The 16,252-nt window shown below is 71.5% G+C and carries 15 protein-coding genes and 2 pseudogenes; 6 read left to right on the top strand and 11 right to left on the bottom strand.

Going from position 1 to position 16,252, the window contains the following annotated elements; all coding sequences use genetic code 11:
• The first annotated feature begins 13 nt into the window (after positions 1-13).
• The 4 genes and pseudogenes from E1293_RS00080 to E1293_RS50605 all read left to right on the top strand — a co-directional run.
• Complete coding sequence (locus E1293_RS00080) at positions 14-388, top strand: ArsR/SmtB family transcription factor (protein ID WP_132192412.1); 375 nt, start codon at positions 14-16, stop codon at positions 386-388.
• A complete protein-coding gene (locus tag E1293_RS00075) occupies positions 385-1,146 on the top strand; it encodes a cation efflux transmembrane domain-containing protein (RefSeq protein WP_132192410.1) in 762 nt (253 codons plus the stop codon). The genes E1293_RS00080 and E1293_RS00075 overlap by 4 nt, the downstream gene beginning before the upstream one ends.
• Positions 1,122-1,673: an SRPBCC family protein gene (locus tag E1293_RS50610; protein ID WP_132192408.1), complete on the top strand. Its 552-nt coding sequence runs from the start codon at positions 1,122-1,124 to the stop codon at positions 1,671-1,673. Before E1293_RS00075 ends, E1293_RS50610 begins: the two co-directional genes overlap by 25 nt.
• 27 nt (positions 1,674-1,700) lie before the next feature.
• A pseudogene (locus tag E1293_RS50605) lies at positions 1,701-1,775 on the top strand (hypothetical protein); the annotation flags it as partial.
• A gap of 363 nt (positions 1,776-2,138) precedes the next feature.
• On the opposite strand, the gene E1293_RS00060 reads toward E1293_RS50605, so the two are convergent.
• The 8 genes from E1293_RS00060 to E1293_RS00030 form a co-directional block, all read right to left on the bottom strand.
• The gene (locus E1293_RS00060; RefSeq protein ID WP_207938583.1) at positions 2,139-3,983 is read right to left on the bottom strand and encodes a chloride channel protein; all 1,845 of its coding nucleotides are present in this window, start codon (positions 3,981-3,983) and stop codon (positions 2,139-2,141) included.
• A 588-nt stretch (positions 3,984-4,571) separates the two neighbouring features.
• A complete protein-coding gene (locus E1293_RS00055) occupies positions 4,572-4,958 on the bottom strand; it encodes a DUF3040 domain-containing protein (RefSeq protein ID WP_165978016.1) in 387 nt (128 codons plus the stop codon).
• Entirely contained in the window at positions 4,946-5,593 is a 648-nt protein-coding gene (locus E1293_RS00050; protein ID WP_165978015.1) for a TetR/AcrR family transcriptional regulator, read from the bottom strand. The genes E1293_RS00055 and E1293_RS00050 overlap by 13 nt, the downstream gene beginning before the upstream one ends.
• Before the next feature lie 84 nt (positions 5,594-5,677).
• The gene (locus tag E1293_RS00045) at positions 5,678-6,700 is read right to left on the bottom strand and encodes a cytochrome c oxidase assembly protein (protein ID WP_243715926.1); all 1,023 of its coding nucleotides are present in this window, start codon (positions 6,698-6,700) and stop codon (positions 5,678-5,680) included.
• Positions 6,701-6,720: 20 nt separating this feature from the next.
• Entirely contained in the window at positions 6,721-7,962 is a 1,242-nt protein-coding gene (efeB, locus tag E1293_RS00040; RefSeq protein ID WP_132192402.1) for an iron uptake transporter deferrochelatase/peroxidase subunit, read from the bottom strand.
• A 79-nt stretch (positions 7,963-8,041) separates the two neighbouring features.
• Entirely contained in the window at positions 8,042-8,497 is a 456-nt protein-coding gene (locus E1293_RS48430) for a copper chaperone PCu(A)C (RefSeq protein WP_207938582.1), read from the bottom strand.
• Complete coding sequence (locus tag E1293_RS48425; protein ID WP_207938581.1) at positions 8,494-9,165, bottom strand: SCO family protein; 672 nt, start codon at positions 9,163-9,165, stop codon at positions 8,494-8,496. The genes E1293_RS48430 and E1293_RS48425 overlap by 4 nt, the downstream gene beginning before the upstream one ends.
• A gap of 195 nt (positions 9,166-9,360) precedes the next feature.
• Positions 9,361-10,110 carry a hypothetical protein gene (locus E1293_RS00030; RefSeq protein ID WP_132192400.1) on the bottom strand — a complete coding sequence of 250 codons (750 nt, stop codon included), beginning with the start codon at positions 10,108-10,110 and terminating at the stop codon, positions 9,361-9,363.
• 61 nt (positions 10,111-10,171) lie between these two features.
• Here E1293_RS00030 and E1293_RS00025 point away from each other — a divergent pair, with 61 nt between their 5' ends.
• A complete protein-coding gene (locus E1293_RS00025; protein ID WP_132192398.1) occupies positions 10,172-10,597 on the top strand; it encodes a class F sortase in 426 nt (141 codons plus the stop codon).
• 249 nt (positions 10,598-10,846) lie between these two features.
• Here E1293_RS00025 and E1293_RS00020 read toward each other — a convergent pair whose 3' ends face one another.
• The 3 genes from E1293_RS00020 to E1293_RS00010 all read right to left on the bottom strand — a co-directional run bounded on the left by E1293_RS00020 (position 10,847) and on the right by E1293_RS00010 (position 15,145).
• Positions 10,847-12,364, bottom strand: a complete 1,518-nt coding sequence (locus E1293_RS00020; RefSeq protein ID WP_207938580.1) for a High-affinity nickel-transporter — start codon at positions 12,362-12,364, stop codon at positions 10,847-10,849.
• Positions 12,361-13,665, bottom strand: a complete 1,305-nt coding sequence (locus tag E1293_RS00015; protein WP_132192396.1) for a tetratricopeptide repeat protein — start codon at positions 13,663-13,665, stop codon at positions 12,361-12,363. The genes E1293_RS00020 and E1293_RS00015 overlap by 4 nt, the downstream gene beginning before the upstream one ends.
• Positions 13,666-13,735: 70 nt before the next feature.
• On the bottom strand, positions 13,736-15,145 hold the full coding sequence (locus E1293_RS00010) for a DUF4331 domain-containing protein (protein ID WP_243715925.1): 1,410 nt from the start codon (positions 15,143-15,145) through the stop codon (positions 13,736-13,738).
• Between the two features lie 430 nt (positions 15,146-15,575).
• On the opposite strand from E1293_RS00010, the pseudogene E1293_RS00005 reads away from it, so the two are divergent.
• Positions 15,576-16,252, top strand: a pseudogene (locus E1293_RS00005) (molybdopterin-dependent oxidoreductase); the annotation flags it as partial.

The raw sequence follows: 16,252 nt of genomic DNA, 5'->3' as shown, positions 1-16,252 counted from the left end.
TTCTGATTGTGGAATGACTTCGTTGGACGGGCTTGCCCCGGCGGCCGCTCTGTTCCACTCGCTGGCCGACCCCGTCAGGTTGACCATCGTGCAGAGGCTGGCCTGCGGTGAGGCCCGTGTGGTCGATCTGACCCGGGAGCTGGGCCTGGCTCAGTCCACGGTGTCCAAGCATCTGGGCTGTCTTCGCGGCTGCAAGCTGGTCGACTACCGGGCCGAGGGGCGCCAGTCGTTCTACTTCCTCGCCGCTGCCGAACTGATGGACCTGCTGCGCTCGGCCGAGCAGCTGCTGACGGCCACAGACCGCGCCGTGGCGCTGTGCCCGACCTACGGCACCGACGCCGATCAGCAGGTCGGCGCGTGCGGCGACGGGACGCAGGTGCCCGCGTGACCGCAAGGACGCTCGGGCCCTCGCCGCGGCGCCGCGCGGTGCTGGCGCGGCGGGTGCGATGGCTGGTGGCCGCCACCATCACCTACAACGTGATCGAGGCCGTCGTGGCGGTCACCGCCGGGAGCCTGGCGTCGTCGGGGGCGCTGGTGGCGTTCGGCCTGGACTCGGTGGTCGAGGTCGCCTCGGCCGGCGCGGTCGCCTGGCAGTTCTCCGCCCGTACCGCCGAGGACGTCGAACGGCGGGAACGACGGGCGCTGCGCATCATCGCAGTCTCGTTCCTCGTGCTGGCCGGCTACGTGATCGCCGACTCGGCACGGACCCTGCTGGGCGGCGGGGACGCCGAACCCTCCATGCCGGGCCTGGCGCTGGCCGTCCTTTCGCTGGTGGCCATGCCGTTCCTGTCCTACGCGCAGCGCCGCGCCGGCCGCGAGCTCGGCTCGGCGAGCGCGGTCGCCGATTCCAAGCAAACGCTGCTGTGCACTTATCTGTCCGGGGTGCTGCTGGCCGGACTGGTGCTCAACACCCTGTTCGGGTGGGCCTGGGCCGACCCGGCCGCCGCGTTGGTCATCGCGGCCGCCGCGATCAGGGAGGGCCACCAAGCGTGGCGCGGCGACACCTGCTGTGCCCACCCGGGCAGTGCCACCGGCACCGGCGGCCCGGTATCGGGGAAGCAGCGTGACACCTCCGGCGGCACCGGGTGTGGTGCCGCCGGGCATTCGAACCAAGGAGCATCATGTTCGAGTTCACCGAGACCGTGACCATCGACGCGCCATCGTCCACCGTGTGGGAACACCTCCAGGACCTTGAGGAGTGGTGGCCCGCCTCCAACCCCGAACACGAGAGCCTTGAACTGCTCGACGACCGCGGCATCCGGCCGGGCGCCCGCATCCGCATCCGCGAACGCATCGCCGGCGTCCCAGGCGAGGCCGTCGGGGAGATCACCCACGTCGACGCGGGCACCTCGGTCACCTGGGAAGCACCCGCGGCCCGCTACCGCTGGCTCGGGCTCCCTTCACCATCGGGGAAGGCGTCACCTGGCGCGTCGAGCCCCAGGCCGACCAGACCACCCGGCTCAGCGCACACGTCTGGGCGACCTTCCCCGCGGGACCGGCCGGACGGCTCCTGCAAGCCCTCTTCACCCGCATCCTCAACGGCGTCGAACGCGACCGCGAACACACACGGACCGAACTCCGCTACCTCAAGCGCACCCTGGCCGACGCCGCCCGGTGACAGTAGCGAAGACACCCTGGAGGCTCCCCCTGAGAGGCGACGGCTTGGACGCTGACGCCGTGGTGGTGGGTGCCGGTCGGGGCTGGCCGCCGCCGACCGGCTCGCCCACGCCGGGCTCGTCACGTTGGTGACCGAGGCTCGGGACCGTCCCGGCGATCGCATCCGCGAGAGCAACGGGCTGCAGGTCGGCGGGGAATTCGTCGGCCAGCCCCACCGCGGGACCCGGCGGTGGATCTCTGCGGCCAACCATCGCCTCCGGCCACCTTTCCCACCACGGCACCGCCCTGCGCAGCCCCACACCCGCCTGGCCTTCGCGGGGCCGAACGCTCCAGCCGGCCCAACTCCCTCGAAGGCGCCCTGGAATCCGGCCACGCCGCAGCCGACCACATCCGCGCCCTACCGCCGACCTCATGAACCCGGGCCGGTCGCGGTGCTGCGCCGCGACCTTCGCCGCTCCGCGCCAGGGCGGGGGTCCGGGGCTACCGCCGCCAGACTCCGTCGATTGCCGGTTTCAGTGTGTTCAGGGAGCCGGAAGCGGATCGGCATCGGCCGTGAACGGTTTCGCGGTCGCGCCGACCTTGGCGGGGGTGTGGAGTACGCGGAGGACGGCTTGATGGGTGACCCAGCCGGCCAGGAGGGTCCGTTCGTCGTCCAGGACGGGGAGGCCGGTCCCGTCGGTGGTGGTCAGGACATGGAGCGCGTCGGCCAGTTGCATGCCGGTGGTGAGGGGCGTGGGCAGCTGCGCAAGTGTCCCGGCGGTCCGCGGGTGATGGGCCGCATCGGCGCCGGTTGGCGACTCGGTGTCGGCAAGGGCTTCGGCGGCCGCGCGCGCGGTGATGACGCCCTGGTATGCGCCGTGGTCGTCGAGTACCGGGAGCGCGCCGTGTTCGGACAGGATGAGCAGCCGTGACGCGGCCTCCAGGGGCAGCGCTCCGGAAAGCGGTTCGGGGACGGGCTGCATCACGCTGTCGACGTGCCTGGTCAGGCGTGCGTCGACGGGCGGGGTGTCAAGGTCGACGCCGCGTCGGCGGAGCTTGGTCGTGTAGATGGTGCCGGGTGACAGATGGCGGCTCACCAGGGCGGCGACCACGATCGCCGTCATCATCGGCAGGATGATCGAGTACTCCCCGGTCAGCTCGAACAAGATCACCACCGCGGTGATGGGTGCCCGCGCGGCCCCGGCGAACACCGCGCCCATGCCGACAAGCCCATAGGCTCCCGGCGAAGACGTGACCGAGGGGGCGAGCTGGTGCACGGCCGCGCCGAACGCGCTGCCGAGCATCGCGCCCATGAACAGGCTGGGGGCGAACACGCCGCCCGAGCCGCCGATCCCGATGGTCAGGCTGGTCGCGGCGATCTTGGCCACCAGCAGCACCAGCAGGAACCCGATCACGTACTTGCCGTCCACGGCGTTCTCCAGGACGGGGTATCCGACGCCGTACATCTGCGGCACCACCAGCAGCAGCCCGCCCAGGAGCACCCCGCCCACGGCCGGGCGCAGCCACTCGGGCCCGCGCCAGACCCGGTCGCAGACGTCCTCCACCGCGTACAGCACACGGGTGAACCCCATCCCTACCAGGGCACCGACGAGCCCGAGAACGGCGAACAAGAGGTACTCGACCGGGTGGTTCATGTGGAAGTCCGGCAACGACATGAACGACGCCGACCCGAAAGCGGCCCGCCCGATCACGCTGGCCGTCACGCTGGCCAGCACCACCACGCCGAACGATTCCACGGTGTAGTCGCGCAGGATCAGCTCCATCGCGAAGAACACCCCGGCCAGCGGCGCATTGAAGGTCGCGGCGATCCCGCCGGCGGCGCCGCAGGCGACCAGGATCCGCAGCCGGCTCTCCGCCACTCGCGCAACGCGGCCCAGCGTCGAGCCGAGCGCCGCGCCGATCTGCACGATCGGGCCCTCGCGTCCCACCGACCCTCCCGAGCCGATGGTCAGCGCCGACGCAAGCGACTTGACCAGCGCGACCTGTGCACCGATCCGGCCGCCGCGCTGCGCGACGGCCACCATGACCTCGGGTACGCCGTGGCCACGGGCCTCGGGAGCGAACCGGTGCACGAGCGGCCCGTACACCAGGCCCGCCACCACCGGCACCGCCAGTACGAAGAACGGCCCCAGCCACGGCAGGTGCGGATTGGCGGCGTGCCCGGCGGCAGAGTAATCGTCGTGGCCGGTGAACAGGTGGGTGAAGGCTTCGATGAGCAGGCGGAACACGATCGCGCCCAGCCCGGCCCCGCATCCGGCGGCCAGCGCGAGCATGACCAGGCCCCATTGCGTCTCACGGACCTTCGTGACAAGGCCGCGTGCCCCGCTCTCGACCGGTATCCCGCCGCCTGCGGAGGTGCCACCCACTCAAGGTCCCTTCATGAACCGTTCCTGACGCTGACCATTGCATTATGCAACTCTCCACCCGATGCTCTGGACGGGAGGCAGGGGCATCACGGCCGCAAGGCGAGATTCCCGGCACGGCATTCCAGACCGGGAACGCCGTACAAGATCCCGCGCTGAGGGGAGGCCGCGGCGAGCAGTACGGCCCGGGTCGACATGGTGAGCCAGGTTCGGCCCCGCACCGCTCCAGACCCGTCCCTTCCTATGGTTCGGGCGAGGACCGCTGCAACCGGGCGAACCGGTGAGGCCCCGTCGGCCAAGGCTGTTGGAGCGGCGGCCTCCCATGACAGCCGCACTGCGACGATCTCCACTCGGACGCCGTCGCGGCGGAAACCCAGCGGCGTGCCTACTGCACCAAGCCCCGTCACGATCACTGCCCGTGGGTGGTGACCGGCCAAGACGACCACGTCGCCCACGGCGACGTCGGCGAGCGCGAGTACCGGCCGGCCGGTCATGTCGCCACTCTGGGCAGCGGTCGGCGGGCGAGACCTCGCGGCGTCCGCAGACCGCGTCGGGGGGCCTGTCGGTCGGTGTGGCTGAAGATCATGGTGCTCATTCCTCTGTGGGGGCGATTGATCCCTTCTGCGGTTGGGCGTGAACCGGGCCGGGAGGTTCGGGTCGGGGGGAAGCGGTGAGATCGGCGGTATGGGGCCGGCGGTCCAGCAGTGGCGCCTGCGGGGAGGGCGACGGCGACCGGGCTTCCTCAAGTGGGGTGACCGCGCCGAGGCTCAGCAGTGCCGAGGCGGTCAGCAGGCCCAGCGAAACGGCGATGATGAGCCACGCCACCGGCAGCGGCAGACAGGACCGCCGGGACGATTCGGCAGCCGACAGCCTTCGGTGGTGGTGCTCGAAGAGCAACGCCAACCCGGGCGTTTCACGGCGCAGGCGGCGTTCGATCTCGCTGAGCTTGCGGCGTTCTCGACTCGTCATGGTCGCCATCGCGGCCCGTCTGTTCGTTCGTGCGAGTGGGGTGCCGGGCTTCCGGTGGCCGCACTCTCCGCCCCGCCGATCGCCGGGGCGGCGGAGTCCCCTTCCGGGTTGACGGCCAGGATCTGTTGCACGATCAGGCCGTCCAGCAGTGCGGCGAGCAGCGCCGCGGTGTCCGTGCGGCATTCGAGTGACCACTGCGGATGCAGTTCTTCCAGGCGGACGACGAGCTTCTCGTGGGCCGTGTGCGTCCAGTTGCGACGCTGTGTTCCCATGGTCGGGTCCCGCAGGGCCCGGACGAGAATCTCGCCCATGAGGCGCAGGTAGCGCCCGTCGGTGAACCGTGCCGCCACCGCGCCTCGTGTGGCTTTGGCGGCGGCTGTTATGTCCGGCGTATCCACGATGACGTCCAGCAGTGGTTCGAGGACCAGCGCGTGGGCACGTGCGGCGATGGCGATGTGGAAGCCGGGCAGCCCGCCGAAGTAGTGGTGCAGCAGACCTGGCCTGATGCGGTTGCGTTCCGCCACCGCCTTGGCCGTGACCGCAGCCCAACCGCCCTCGGCGAGTAGGTCGACGCCGGCCTGCAGGAGTTGCTCGCGGCGCTCCTGCCCACGGCGAGTCATGGTGTGGTCGGCCCGGTCGGTCATGCCGCCCCAGCCTAGGCAGATCATTGCACTATGCAAATGTGTCCGAGGCGGTGGGAAATGGGGACATTCCCCGGGTGCCGGCGGTCACGGCCGTCTCCGGGTGGAAGGGTTCGAGGTCGTCAGGCGGTTGAGATAGGTGTTGTAGGAGGCGAGTTCGGCGTCGTGGTCGCGGTCGGCCTGCCGGTCGGTGCGGGCGGCTTGCCTGGTGTCGTCGCGGTACCACTGGACGAACAGGGCGGCCAGGACGAGCATGGTGGGCACTTCGCCGAAGGCCCAGGCGATGCCGCCGCCGGTGTTCTGGTCGGAGAGCGCGTCCAGGTGCCAGGACGCGGGCGGGTGGGCGAAGAAACCCACGATGGGCGCGGCGGACATCATCACCGCGATGCCGAAGAAGGCATGGAACGGCATGCCGATGAACAGCTCCAGCATGCGCAGCGGGTGCGGAGGGCGGTGCGGCGCGGGGTCGGCGCCCACGATGGGCCAGAAGAACAGCAGCCCGACCGCGAGGAAGTGGGCGAGCATGACTTCGTGTCCCAGCCAGCTGCCCATGGCCAGGTCGAACAATGGCGTGAAGTACAGGCCGTAGAGGCTGGCGATGAACAGCGGCAGTGTGAACATCGGTGCGGAGACGATCCGGGTGAACCGGCTGTGCAGAAGCCGGACGAGGAGGTCGCGCGCCCCAGAGCGGCCGCGCGAGGCGGGCAGGGCGCGTAGCGCCAGCGTCAGCGGCGCCCCGAGCAGGAGCAGGATCGGGGTGAGCATGGACAGCACCATGTGCTGGATCATGTGGACGCTGAACAGTTCCATTCCGTAGCCGCCGATGCCGGTGCAGGTGACGGCGGCGCCCGCGACGACCCCGGCGGTCCAGGCGGCCGTCCGGAGCGTCGGCCAGCGGTCGCCGCGGCGGCGCAGCCGCAGGACCGCGAGCCCGTAGCCGGCGAGGGCGAGCAGGCAGAGGACGGGTTCGAGCGGGAGCGGCTGCGGATGCCAGGCCAGCAGCCGTTCCAGGGTCGGCGGGGCGGAGGGCATCCACATCGGCCCGCTCATGTGCATCGGCGCGTCGCCCATGCCGGGCATCGGCGTGGGGCCGAGACGAAGTTCGGTCACTGGCTCATGCTCCGTTCAGGTCAGGACTCCAGCAGCGCCTGGCCGACGTAGGAACCGGAGGCGGCGCCGCCGGGGACTGCGAAGATCGCGCTGGATTCGTGGCGGAGGAATCGGGTGAGGCCGTCGGCGCCGGCGAGTTTGCGCTGCACCTGGATGAAACCGGTGGTCGGGTCGGCCTGCCAGGCGATGAACAGCAGGCCCGCGTCGGGCGCCCCGTCCGGGCGGGGACCGTCGTAGTAGGAGAAACCGCGGCGCAGCAGCGTCGCGCCGCCGTTGGAGGCGGGGGCCGCGACCCGGATGTGGGCGTCCCCGGGGATGGCGAGCGCCCCGTCCGGCCGCACCGCGGCCAGGTTCACCGGGGTGGTCTCGGTGCCGCCCGACAGCGGGGCACCGGTGTCCTTGCGGCGGCCGATGACCTGTTCCTGCCGGTCGACGGGCAGCTTCTCCCAGGTGTCGAGCAGCATCCGGATGCGGCGGACGACCGCGTAGGAGCCGCCGTTCATCCAGGCATGCGGGCCCGTGGTGTCGGCAGCGAAGATCTCGGCGTCGAAGCCCGGTGCGAAAGGATGCGGATTGTTGGTGCCGTCGAGCTGGCCCATGAGATTGCGGACGGTCCTGGGCCGGTCGGTCGCTCCGCGGGCGCGGTTGAAACCGTTCATCTGCCAGCGCATCGCGGCGGTGCCGGAAGCGGCCTTGTGCAGAATGCGCGTCGCGTGGACGGCGACCAGGGGGTCGTCGGCTCCGATCTGGATCCACAGGTCGCCGCCGCTGCGGAAGTGGTCGAGCGCGTCGCCCGGGAAGGGGGGCATCGGTACCAGTGCGGCGGGCATCCGGTCGCCCAGGTCGGTCTTGGCGAAGAAGGAGCGGCCGAACCCGAACGTCACGGTCAGCGAGGACGGCCCGGCGTCCAGCGCGATCTGGTCGTCGCCCGCGGGCGGGCGCCCGGCCGTCATCGCTTCGGCCGCCGCCGACCATCGGCGCATCAGCCCGGCCGCGGCGGCGCGCCCCGCACCCGGGCGCAGGTCGAAGGCGACCAGGTGGCCGTACGCCTGGGGCGGGGTGGTGATCCCGACCTGGTGACGCCCGTGGAACGGGACGGATGTACCGCCGACCGCGGCGAGCGGCGGGACGTCGTCACCGGCCCAGCCCCGTCCGGCGGCTCCGGCCAGGCCGCCGGCGGCCATTCCGGCGGCGCCGGCACCGCCCGCGGCGCCGAGCAGGCACCGCCGCGAGATGCCGCGGCCTTCGGTCGATTCCTCCATGATCGCTCTCCGTGGGATGTCGTGGCGTGGGTCGTGCGCCGGGGGCCGCCCGGCGCACGGGCTCGGCATGTCGTCGAAGTCAGCGCTCGGGCCGGTAGGTCGCCGGGCGGACCGGTGCGCGCACGGTGATGGGGGACGAGGTAGCGAACCGCAGGGTGAAGGTGACGGTGTCGCCGGTCTTCGGCTTGCGTCGCAGCCCCATCAACATCAGATGGTGGCCGCCGGTGCGCAGCACCAGACGGCCGTGCGCCGGGACGGCCATGGCCTTCACCGCGCTCATCGCCCCGTTCGCCGTCGTGGTGTGCAGGGACACATCGGTGGCGATGTCGCTGGTCACACCGGTCAGCCTGTCGGCGCCGGTTCCGGTGTTGACGACCGTGAAGTAGCCGGCCGCCATGTCGGCCATCGGCGGCTCCGGGACGTAGGCGCCGGTCACCGCCAGGCGCGGCCCGTCCCGCCCCGCGTTGTGCGAGGCGCAGGCCGCCCCCGCGGTGACCAGGACGAGCACCGCCGAACCGGCGGCGAGCCGCCTCACAGCGTCCCCTTGATCAGCTTGGGCAGGTCGGCGGCGTACCGCTGGGAGGTGGTGCCCGAGGTGTAGATCATGTGGACCTTGTCGTCGGACGGAGAGAAGGCCAGCACCTGGGCGCCGTGGGTGACGGTGTAGGCGCCGTCGGCGTTCTTGGCCGGCTTCTCCACGGCCACACCGAGGCTGCGGGCCGCCTTCTGGATGGCGCCGAAGTCGCCGCTGAGCCCGGTGAAGCGGGAGTCGAAGGCGGCGAGCCACGTGTGCAACCGCCTGGGGGTGTCGCGTACGGGGTCGGTGGTCACGAAGATCACTTGCAGTCGCCGCCGGTCGGCTGACGGCAGTTTCCTCACCGCGTTGGCGATGTCGGCCATCGTCGTCGGGCACACGTCCGGGCAGTGGGTGTAGCCGAAGTACATCAGTGTCGGCTTGCCGGCCGTCTGTTTCACAAGGTCGAACGAGTGCCCGTGGTCGTCGGTCAGGATCAGTTCGGGTTTGGGCAGTGGACGGTCCAGCCGGACGGCGGTACCGGCCGGGGTTGCGGTCGCGGCCGGGGCCGGACGGCCGTCGGCCGAGGTGCCGCCGCACGCGGCGGCGGTCAGTGAAAGCGCTGCGGCGGTTGCCAGCCGGACCGCCACGGCCGTCCGGGGAGCGGGGGCACGCAGAAGGGCACGCATCGAAGCCTCCAGGTATGAGGGAACGCCGCGCGGACGCGAGTGCCCGGCGCCCGCGGGTGTGCAGGCCAGTGCGCATCGGCACGGCCAGAAGAGGTGACATCGGGACGGCCCCGCGGCCGGAGAGGCACTGCGCAGACGTCCGGGTAGCGCGATGGAGCAGACGGCGAAGGGACCAGCGTGCCCCGGTCCGTCAGTTCACACGGCCGTCGTGGCCGGGGGACCCCGCCGGACCACGGTGTGGCCCAGTACGACGATCTCGTTCCTGGCGGCCTCCGCGTCACGACGATGGGGTGCGCGAAGCCACGCGGCCGGGAGACCGACCGCGACCTGCGGCCTCACCAGCGCGGCGACCAGTCCGGCCAGCGGTCTGGTGAGCACTTCCGCGGTTCGCTGCGAGAGGCGGACCATCCGCCAGACGGCCCGCTCACCCCGGTGCACCACCCAGCCGAGCAGGAACGCGGCGATCAGATGGACGGCGAACATGGTGGGATCGGGCAGCAGATGGCCGGGCATCGCGTGTCCGCTCATACCGTGCCCCGCGACGGTGTGCGCGGGCGGACTCTGCGCCCCCATGCCGGGCATGGGCCCGGTGGCCGTCCCGATCGATACCGCAGGCGCCGGGTGCTGCCCCAGGCAGAACATGGCGTGCAGAAACACCTGGCCGCACAACAGCGTCGCGACGATCCCCGGCCTCGAACGCTCCCGGCCGGCCAGCGGCGTCACCAAGCACACCATGACGACCCATCCGGTCAGCAGGGACCAGGTCGGCGCCATCCCGGAGGCGGCGGCATGCGCGGACGCCGACACCGCCACGCAGACGGCCGCGAAGGCCATCGCCCTCAGCAGCCGCAAACCGGAATCGGCCCGTACCGAGCCGGACATCGTGCCCGGCATGGTGCGGCCCGCGCCGCCGCCCGCGCTCATCAGGTCCTCGTCGTCCTCCATCTGTCCAGCCGACCTCGGCGTTCTCGCCGGCGAGGTGTGTACTACGAACCGTAGTACGCCCGTGGGGCAGGTCTCACCCGCCCCGTCGGGGCGACGCGGCCAGTCGGCCTCGCCGGGCGCGGCCAGTCGGCCCGGACCAGCCTGTCATCCCCGGACGGGGGGAGCTCCGCTGAAGGTCACCTGCCCCGACGTCCGGTCACGGCTGCCCCGGGTCCCGGCGTCCCAGCAGGCCGTCGTCGCGCGGGATCTGAACCTGCTGGACTCTCGGATCGCCGAGGCCGATCGCAGGCTGAAGAAGCTTATCGACCGGATCAACATCAGCTTCCAGCGTGCCGGGCAGCAGTCCCCCGGCCCCGTTAGGAAGGTCTACGGTTTCACCGACCACGCAGGGCTGCGGCTGATCACCTGCGGTGGAACCTACCTGACCCGCCGGCACCGGCACCTGGACAACATCATCGTCTACGCCGAACTCCTCCCCACCGGTTGAGTCCCGGACCGGGCCACCACCGCCCTCTCGCTACGACGAGTCGGTCGAAGCCCGCCCCGTCCAGCCGCGCCATGAGGACGTCGAGCAGCCCCTCCACAAACGATCAAAGCGCCACCCCCGGATCGTCCCATTGGCCCACCACGGCCCGGCCCAGATCGGCCGCCGGGCAGCGAGGACACCGTCAGCCCGGCCGCCCGCCGCGCGGGCAATCGGGAACGGTTGAGTCCCCCGGCCCTGTCGCCTCAGCCGTTAGACCGGGCCGTTGAGGCTGCGGACGGCCAGTCCGAGGCCGACCAGGATGACGAGGGCGGCGGTGGCCACAGGTGCGATGCGGCTCAGGCGGTCCGCCTTGCGGACGAGAGTGGTTCTGCCGAGCATCTCCCGCAGGCGCAGGAGGGCGAGTCCGGCCGCGGTGAGGGTGGCGGCCATGCCGAGACCGTAGGCCAGGACGAGGCACGCGCCGAAGACCGTCCGGCCGAGTGCGATCGCGCCCAGGAGGACCACCAGCGCGGACGGGCTCGGTACCAGGCCGCCGGACAGGCCCAGTCCGATCAATCCGGCCTTGCTGAGGCGCTCGCCACCGCCCTCATGCCCGTGTCCATGCCCATGTCCATGTCCATGCCCATGCCCGTGTCCATGCCCGTGGACTTGGTGGGTGGAGCGTGATCGCCAGGCGGTGCGCAGGAGGCCGAGGCCGATGGCGGTGACCAGCAGACCGCTGATGACGCCGAGGTAGGCCAGCAGTGTCTCGCCGGCCAGCGCCGCTGAGGCCGAGAGCAGCAGGCCGAGGATCAGGACGCCGCCGGTGTGGGTGAGGGTGACGGTGGCGCCGACGGTGACGGCGTCACGAATGCGGCCTCGGCGTCCGGCGATGTAGGCGGCCATGACCGTCTTGCCGTGGCCGGGCAGCGCGGCGTGCCCAGCGCCGAGGACGGTCGCGAGCAGGACGGCGAGCAGGCCGACGCCCAGGGACATGTGCCGGGCGCCCACCAGGGAGTTGAAGTAGGCGGTGAGATGGCCGAGAGCAGTGGCGATGATCCCGGCGCTGGGCAGGCCGGGCGGCCGGGCGATGGACGAGCCGGAGCCGGGCCGGACGTCGAGCGTCGCCGATCGGACGTCCAGCGGCGAGGCGAGCAGGTCGCCGGGATAATGCCGCAATTCCCCGGTGACGCTGCGGGCGGGGACGGGCGATCGGTCGATGCGCACGCCGTCGCCGACGGCGGTGATCTCGTGCCAGCCGATGCGGTCGCCGCGGAAGGTATCGGCGAAGTGGACGCGGGCGGCCTTCGTCAGCGTGGCGGATGCCGTGAACCGGCAGGTCAGGCGGCTGGTGAGCAGCCCGGCCGAACCGGGATGCCGGGCGTAGGACGAGTACGTCGTCCGCCAGGCGACCGGCGCGCCTTCCACGGTGAGCGGCGCGGCGTGGGCCAGGGCCGTGCACTGCCGTTCGGCGTAGCGGGCCGACTCCGGTGCGCTGATCGCCCCGTCCTGGTCGGTGTCGACCGCACTGCGCTCCTGGAGGGTGGGGATCTCGGCCGAGTCGACGATCGCGGTGTCCGCGACACGGCCGGGCGACAGCCGCAGCCCGTCGTAGTGGTTGACGGTGAAGTTGCCCAGCGGGTGGGACGATGCGGCGCCGGTGCCCGCGGTGGTTTCGGCGCGGGCGGGCACGGCCGGGGCCCAGCAGATCGCCGCGGCCAGGCCGGCGATCAGCGCCAGGACGGCCGGCAGGCCGCCGCGGAGCCGGGCGGGGTCGGTTCGGGTCATGAGGCTCTGCCGATCGCTGGGAGTCTCGGGTCGAGGTGCGGGTTGATGCGGTGGGCGGTCGCGCGGTCGCGGCGGGCCGCGGCGCGGTCGCCGAGCGCGGTGTGGATGTCGGCGCGGTGCCGGTAGAACTGCGCGTTGCGCCAGCCCAGGCGGGTCGCCTGCTCGGCGTGCCGCAGGGCTTGGCGGTCGTGGCCGTTCAGGTGCAGGGCCCAGGCGAGGGCGTCGGCGACCAGGACGCTGCGGCGGCGCGCCCATTCCGCGCGGGCGTGCCGCAGGGCCCCGGCCGCGTCGCCGGTGTCGGCGGCGTATTCCGAGGCGCCCAGGTCGTCCACGACACCGTTGTCGGTCATCAACTTCCGCTCCGCGAGCAGTAGCCGCTGCTGGGCGGCGGCCGCGCCGGTTCGTCCGGCCGCGCGGAGCAGCTCGATGTACTCGGCGAGGTACTGCGGCTGCGGGACGCGGCTCACCACGTCGCCGTAACTCTTGATCGCCGCCGTGAGGTCGCCGTGCAGGGCCTGGGTCTTGGCGAGGCCCTGCAGCGCCGGGACGTAGGCGGGGTCGGCGGTGCGGGCCGCTCGGTATTGGCGGGCGGCCTCGTCGAGGTGGCCGGCATGCAGGGCCAGCTCGCCCAGGTGGTACCGGCAGTAGGCGATGTCCGAAGGGGTGTAGGCGTCTTCGAGCGCCTGTCGCAGGACTCTGCGGGCGCCCGCGTTGTCGCCGTGCATTTCCAGCTCGTAGGACGCCCGGGTGTACGCCGCGACCCCCGGGCCCAGGTCGTTCATCCGGGCGACGGCGGCGGTCGCGGCCCGGTAGTCGCCGAGTTGGGTGTAGGCGTCGTTGAGTGCCCCGTAGAGCTGGGGGCTGGACGGGTCGATTCGCTCGGCCCGCTCGCCCCAGCGGACGGCGTCGGTGAACTCGTGGCGGGCGTTGGCCAGCGTGGCCATGCCGATCATCGCCGGGTGGTTGCCGGTCGCGGCCAGACGCAGGGAACGGCGCAGCGCACCTTCGGCCTTGGGATAGAAGGCCGGGTCGCCGGTGATCCTGGCCTGCTGAACGTAGGCCGCTCCGAGCGCCGCCCATGTCGCATGGTCGGCGGGTGCGTCCCGCAGCGTCCGCTGGTAGCGCGCGATGGCGTCCGACGGCTTGGCCGCCGCCGGTCGCGCGGGCTCGCGCCCTGCCGGCTCGCTACCTGTGGGCTCGGGTCCGCGGAGGACCCCCACGACCACGATCGAGGCGACGGCCAGCGCCGTGGCCGGAAGCAACAGGAAGGAGATGCGTTTGAGGATGGGTGTGGACTGCACGATTCCCTCTCGGAGAGGGCGCGGGAGGCGGTCCGCCGCCTCCCGCGCCCCGTCGGCTCGGCCGACCTGCTCAGCCGGCCCGGTTGACCGCCGCGGTGTGCGGCAGCGCCACGTACGGGAACGAGCGGCCGAACGGCGCGTCGTTGAAGTTCACCCGGTCCCCGTCCGCCAGGGCCGGGACGAGCCGTCCGGTCTGGGCCGCGCCCTCCAGCGCCTGCAGCTCGATGTCGACGACGTCGTCGGTCAGCCGCCGCCCGTTCGGGAAGCCCTGCACATCACCGGCAAGTACCCCGAGCCGGTTCGGGTCCCGGGTGACCGGGACGGCCATGTTCAGCCGCAGCATCTCGGCGGGCGTGAACCGCTTGCGGTTGACGTCCCTGTTGAGCAGCTGGGAATTCAGATCGGTCCGCAGCGGCCCGCCCGCCTTCTTGGCCAGCCCGGTCAGGAAGATCTCGAACAGGTCCCGGCGCGGGGTCGGCGGCGCCTTGATCCCGTAGATCTTCTGCACCAGGGCCGGGACCTCCGGCTTGAGCACCCGCTGCACCAGCGGCTTGACCGTGTGGTCCTTGGCCGGGGCGAGGCGGTTGAAGGCGTTCTTCAGCCCGGCCGGCGAGATGACCTCGTTGACCAGCGGGTTGCCCAGTCGCGAGACCTGGTGGTAGCCGCCGGTGCGGTGGTGGCCGAGCTTGGCCGACGCACCGCGGCGGTCGGTGGTCGACCAGATCCCGATGACCGGGTTGCGGCCGGGGTCGCGCTTGAGTGCGAGGTCCTTCTTGGGAACCTGCAGCGCGATGGTGTTGACGTTGTAGCCGCGCAGGGTGTCGTTCCCCCTCTCCTTGAGGTTCCCGCCGTAGAGCAGGTCGAAGATCCTCAGGTCGAGGAAGAACGAGTCGTCGGCCTGACCGGCGTAGGTCCGGCCGCCGCCCGCGAACGATCTGGTCGCCTGCCGGCGCAGCGCCGCGTAGTCGGGCATGGACGCGGCCCCGGTCCGCGAGGGCGCGGCGATGGCGTCCCGCACCAGCGTGCGGGTGCTCTTACCCGTGATCCGCTGCAAGGTGTAATGCTGGCGGAACAGCAGATTGGGGTCGCGGAGCGAACTCACCGGCCCGTTGTTGTACAGGAACGTGGTGTTGCCGCGCCGGTCCTCGTTGCGGAACGTCCAGCGGTATGTGATGTCGGGTCTGGCGTCACCGTCGTTGTCGATCTTGATGTTGTAGCGCGCGCCGGTGGCGTACGGGTAGAAGTTCGGTCCGCCGTTCGGCTCCTGGAACGGGATCCAGTTGGCCACCAGCGACACCGTGTCGGGCCTGTCGGGGCTGGTGAAGGCGTACAGGTCGGTGTTGTCGGCCTGCGGGTCGCCCGCGATGAGCGGGGCCTCGCGGTGGCTGGACGCGCTGGAGGTCCCCGGTCCCAGCGCGGCGACCATTCCACCGGCCGCGAGCAGTCCCGTACCGGCGGCGACCGCCACCGGTCTTCTCACTCTGATCACGATGTCGGGAATTCCTTTCATTCTCACCCGAAACGGACCTGGACGCCGTTGCCTGGGTGCCTTCGCTCATCATTCGAGAACCACCCGCGCGAAGATGGGAACCTGAACGCAAAGAAGGCTGAGGTTTCGGTAAATGAACTGTGGGCAAAAGACTGAGCATCTCACCCGATAGGCCCCTGGTGCCTCCGTGCGGGATCTCGTGTCAATCCGCCTTTGCCGCCTGAAAGAATTCGCGCCCTGCTTGCGCGCTTGCCGTCGGCCGTGCTTAGCGGCGCTGGGGCCGGGTATGAGCGCGGCTCATTCCATGAAGGAGCAGGAGGGCGAAGTTGTGGCAAAAGAGGACATGGCGACGAGGACATGACCGTGGGAGGCCGCCGGCTGGCCGCACGGTCGCCGATCCGCTGATCGGCGGCAGCTGACGATGGCATCCGTCGGACCGCCTGGCTACGGTTTTCCGGCCAGGCTGTGGCGGCTGCTGGCACGCGGCCGCCCGCCCGGCTTCGGCCGGAGCGGCGCGTGGCGCAGCCCACTGCGCGGGCCATGGCTGACGTCGGTGCTCGGCGCCGTCCTGCTGGTGACGCTGCCGCTGGTGATCGTCACCGGGCTGCTGTCGTACGTGGCGTACGCGCCATGGTTCGGGCAGGGGTTCCCGGCGCACGTCGGCTGGCTGCGGCTGCCCTACTTCGACTGGCCGACCCACCCGGTATGGCTGTACCGGCTCACCCAGGGAGTACACGTCACCCTCGGGCTGGTCCTGGTGCCGGTGGTGGCGGCCAAGCTGTGGTCGGTGATCCCGCGGCTGTTCGCCTGGCCGCCGGTCCGCTCGCTCGCGCAGCTCCTGGAACGGGTGTCGCTGGTGCTGCTGGTGGGCGGCATCCTGTTCGAGATCGCGACCGGTGTCCTGGACATCCAGTACCACTACGTGTTCGGTTTCGACTTCTACACCGGCCACTACTACGGAGCCTGGGTGTTCACCGGCGCGTTCGTCGCGCACGTGAGCATCAAGCTGCCGCGCATGGTGCGGACGCTGCGGTCCCGGCCGCTGCGCGAGCAGCTCCGCGTGTCCCGCGCCGGCACCCGCCCCGAGCCCGCCGACCC

This window comes from Actinomadura darangshiensis (genome assembly GCF_004349235.1).
GTDB lineage: Bacteria > Actinomycetota > Actinomycetes > Streptosporangiales > Streptosporangiaceae > Spirillospora > Spirillospora darangshiensis.
Note: the sequence above shows the minus strand (reverse complement) of the source record. Positions and strands in the feature narration are given on the sequence as shown.

Excerpts from the sequence above, each read along its gene's own strand:
- E1293_RS00080 (WP_132192412.1), top strand. The coding sequence starts at position 14 with ATGACTTCGTTGGACGGGCTTGCCCCGGCGGCCGCTCTGTTCCACTCG.
- E1293_RS00055 (WP_165978016.1), bottom strand. The coding sequence starts at position 4,958 with ATGGCGACCATGACGAGTCGAGAACGCCGCAAGCTCAGCGAGATCGAA.
- E1293_RS50610 (WP_132192408.1), top strand. The coding sequence starts at position 1,122 with ATGTTCGAGTTCACCGAGACCGTGACCATCGACGCGCCATCGTCCACC.
- E1293_RS48425 (WP_207938581.1), bottom strand. The coding sequence starts at position 9,165 with ATGCGTGCCCTTCTGCGTGCCCCCGCTCCCCGGACGGCCGTGGCGGTC.
- E1293_RS00030 (WP_132192400.1), bottom strand. The coding sequence starts at position 10,110 with ATGGAGGACGACGAGGACCTGATGAGCGCGGGCGGCGGCGCGGGCCGC.
- E1293_RS00050 (WP_165978015.1), bottom strand. The coding sequence starts at position 5,593 with ATGACCGACCGGGCCGACCACACCATGACTCGCCGTGGGCAGGAGCGC.
- efeB (WP_132192402.1), bottom strand. The coding sequence starts at position 7,962 with ATGGAGGAATCGACCGAAGGCCGCGGCATCTCGCGGCGGTGCCTGCTC.
- E1293_RS00020 (WP_207938580.1), bottom strand. The coding sequence starts at position 12,364 with ATGACCCGAACCGACCCCGCCCGGCTCCGCGGCGGCCTGCCGGCCGTC.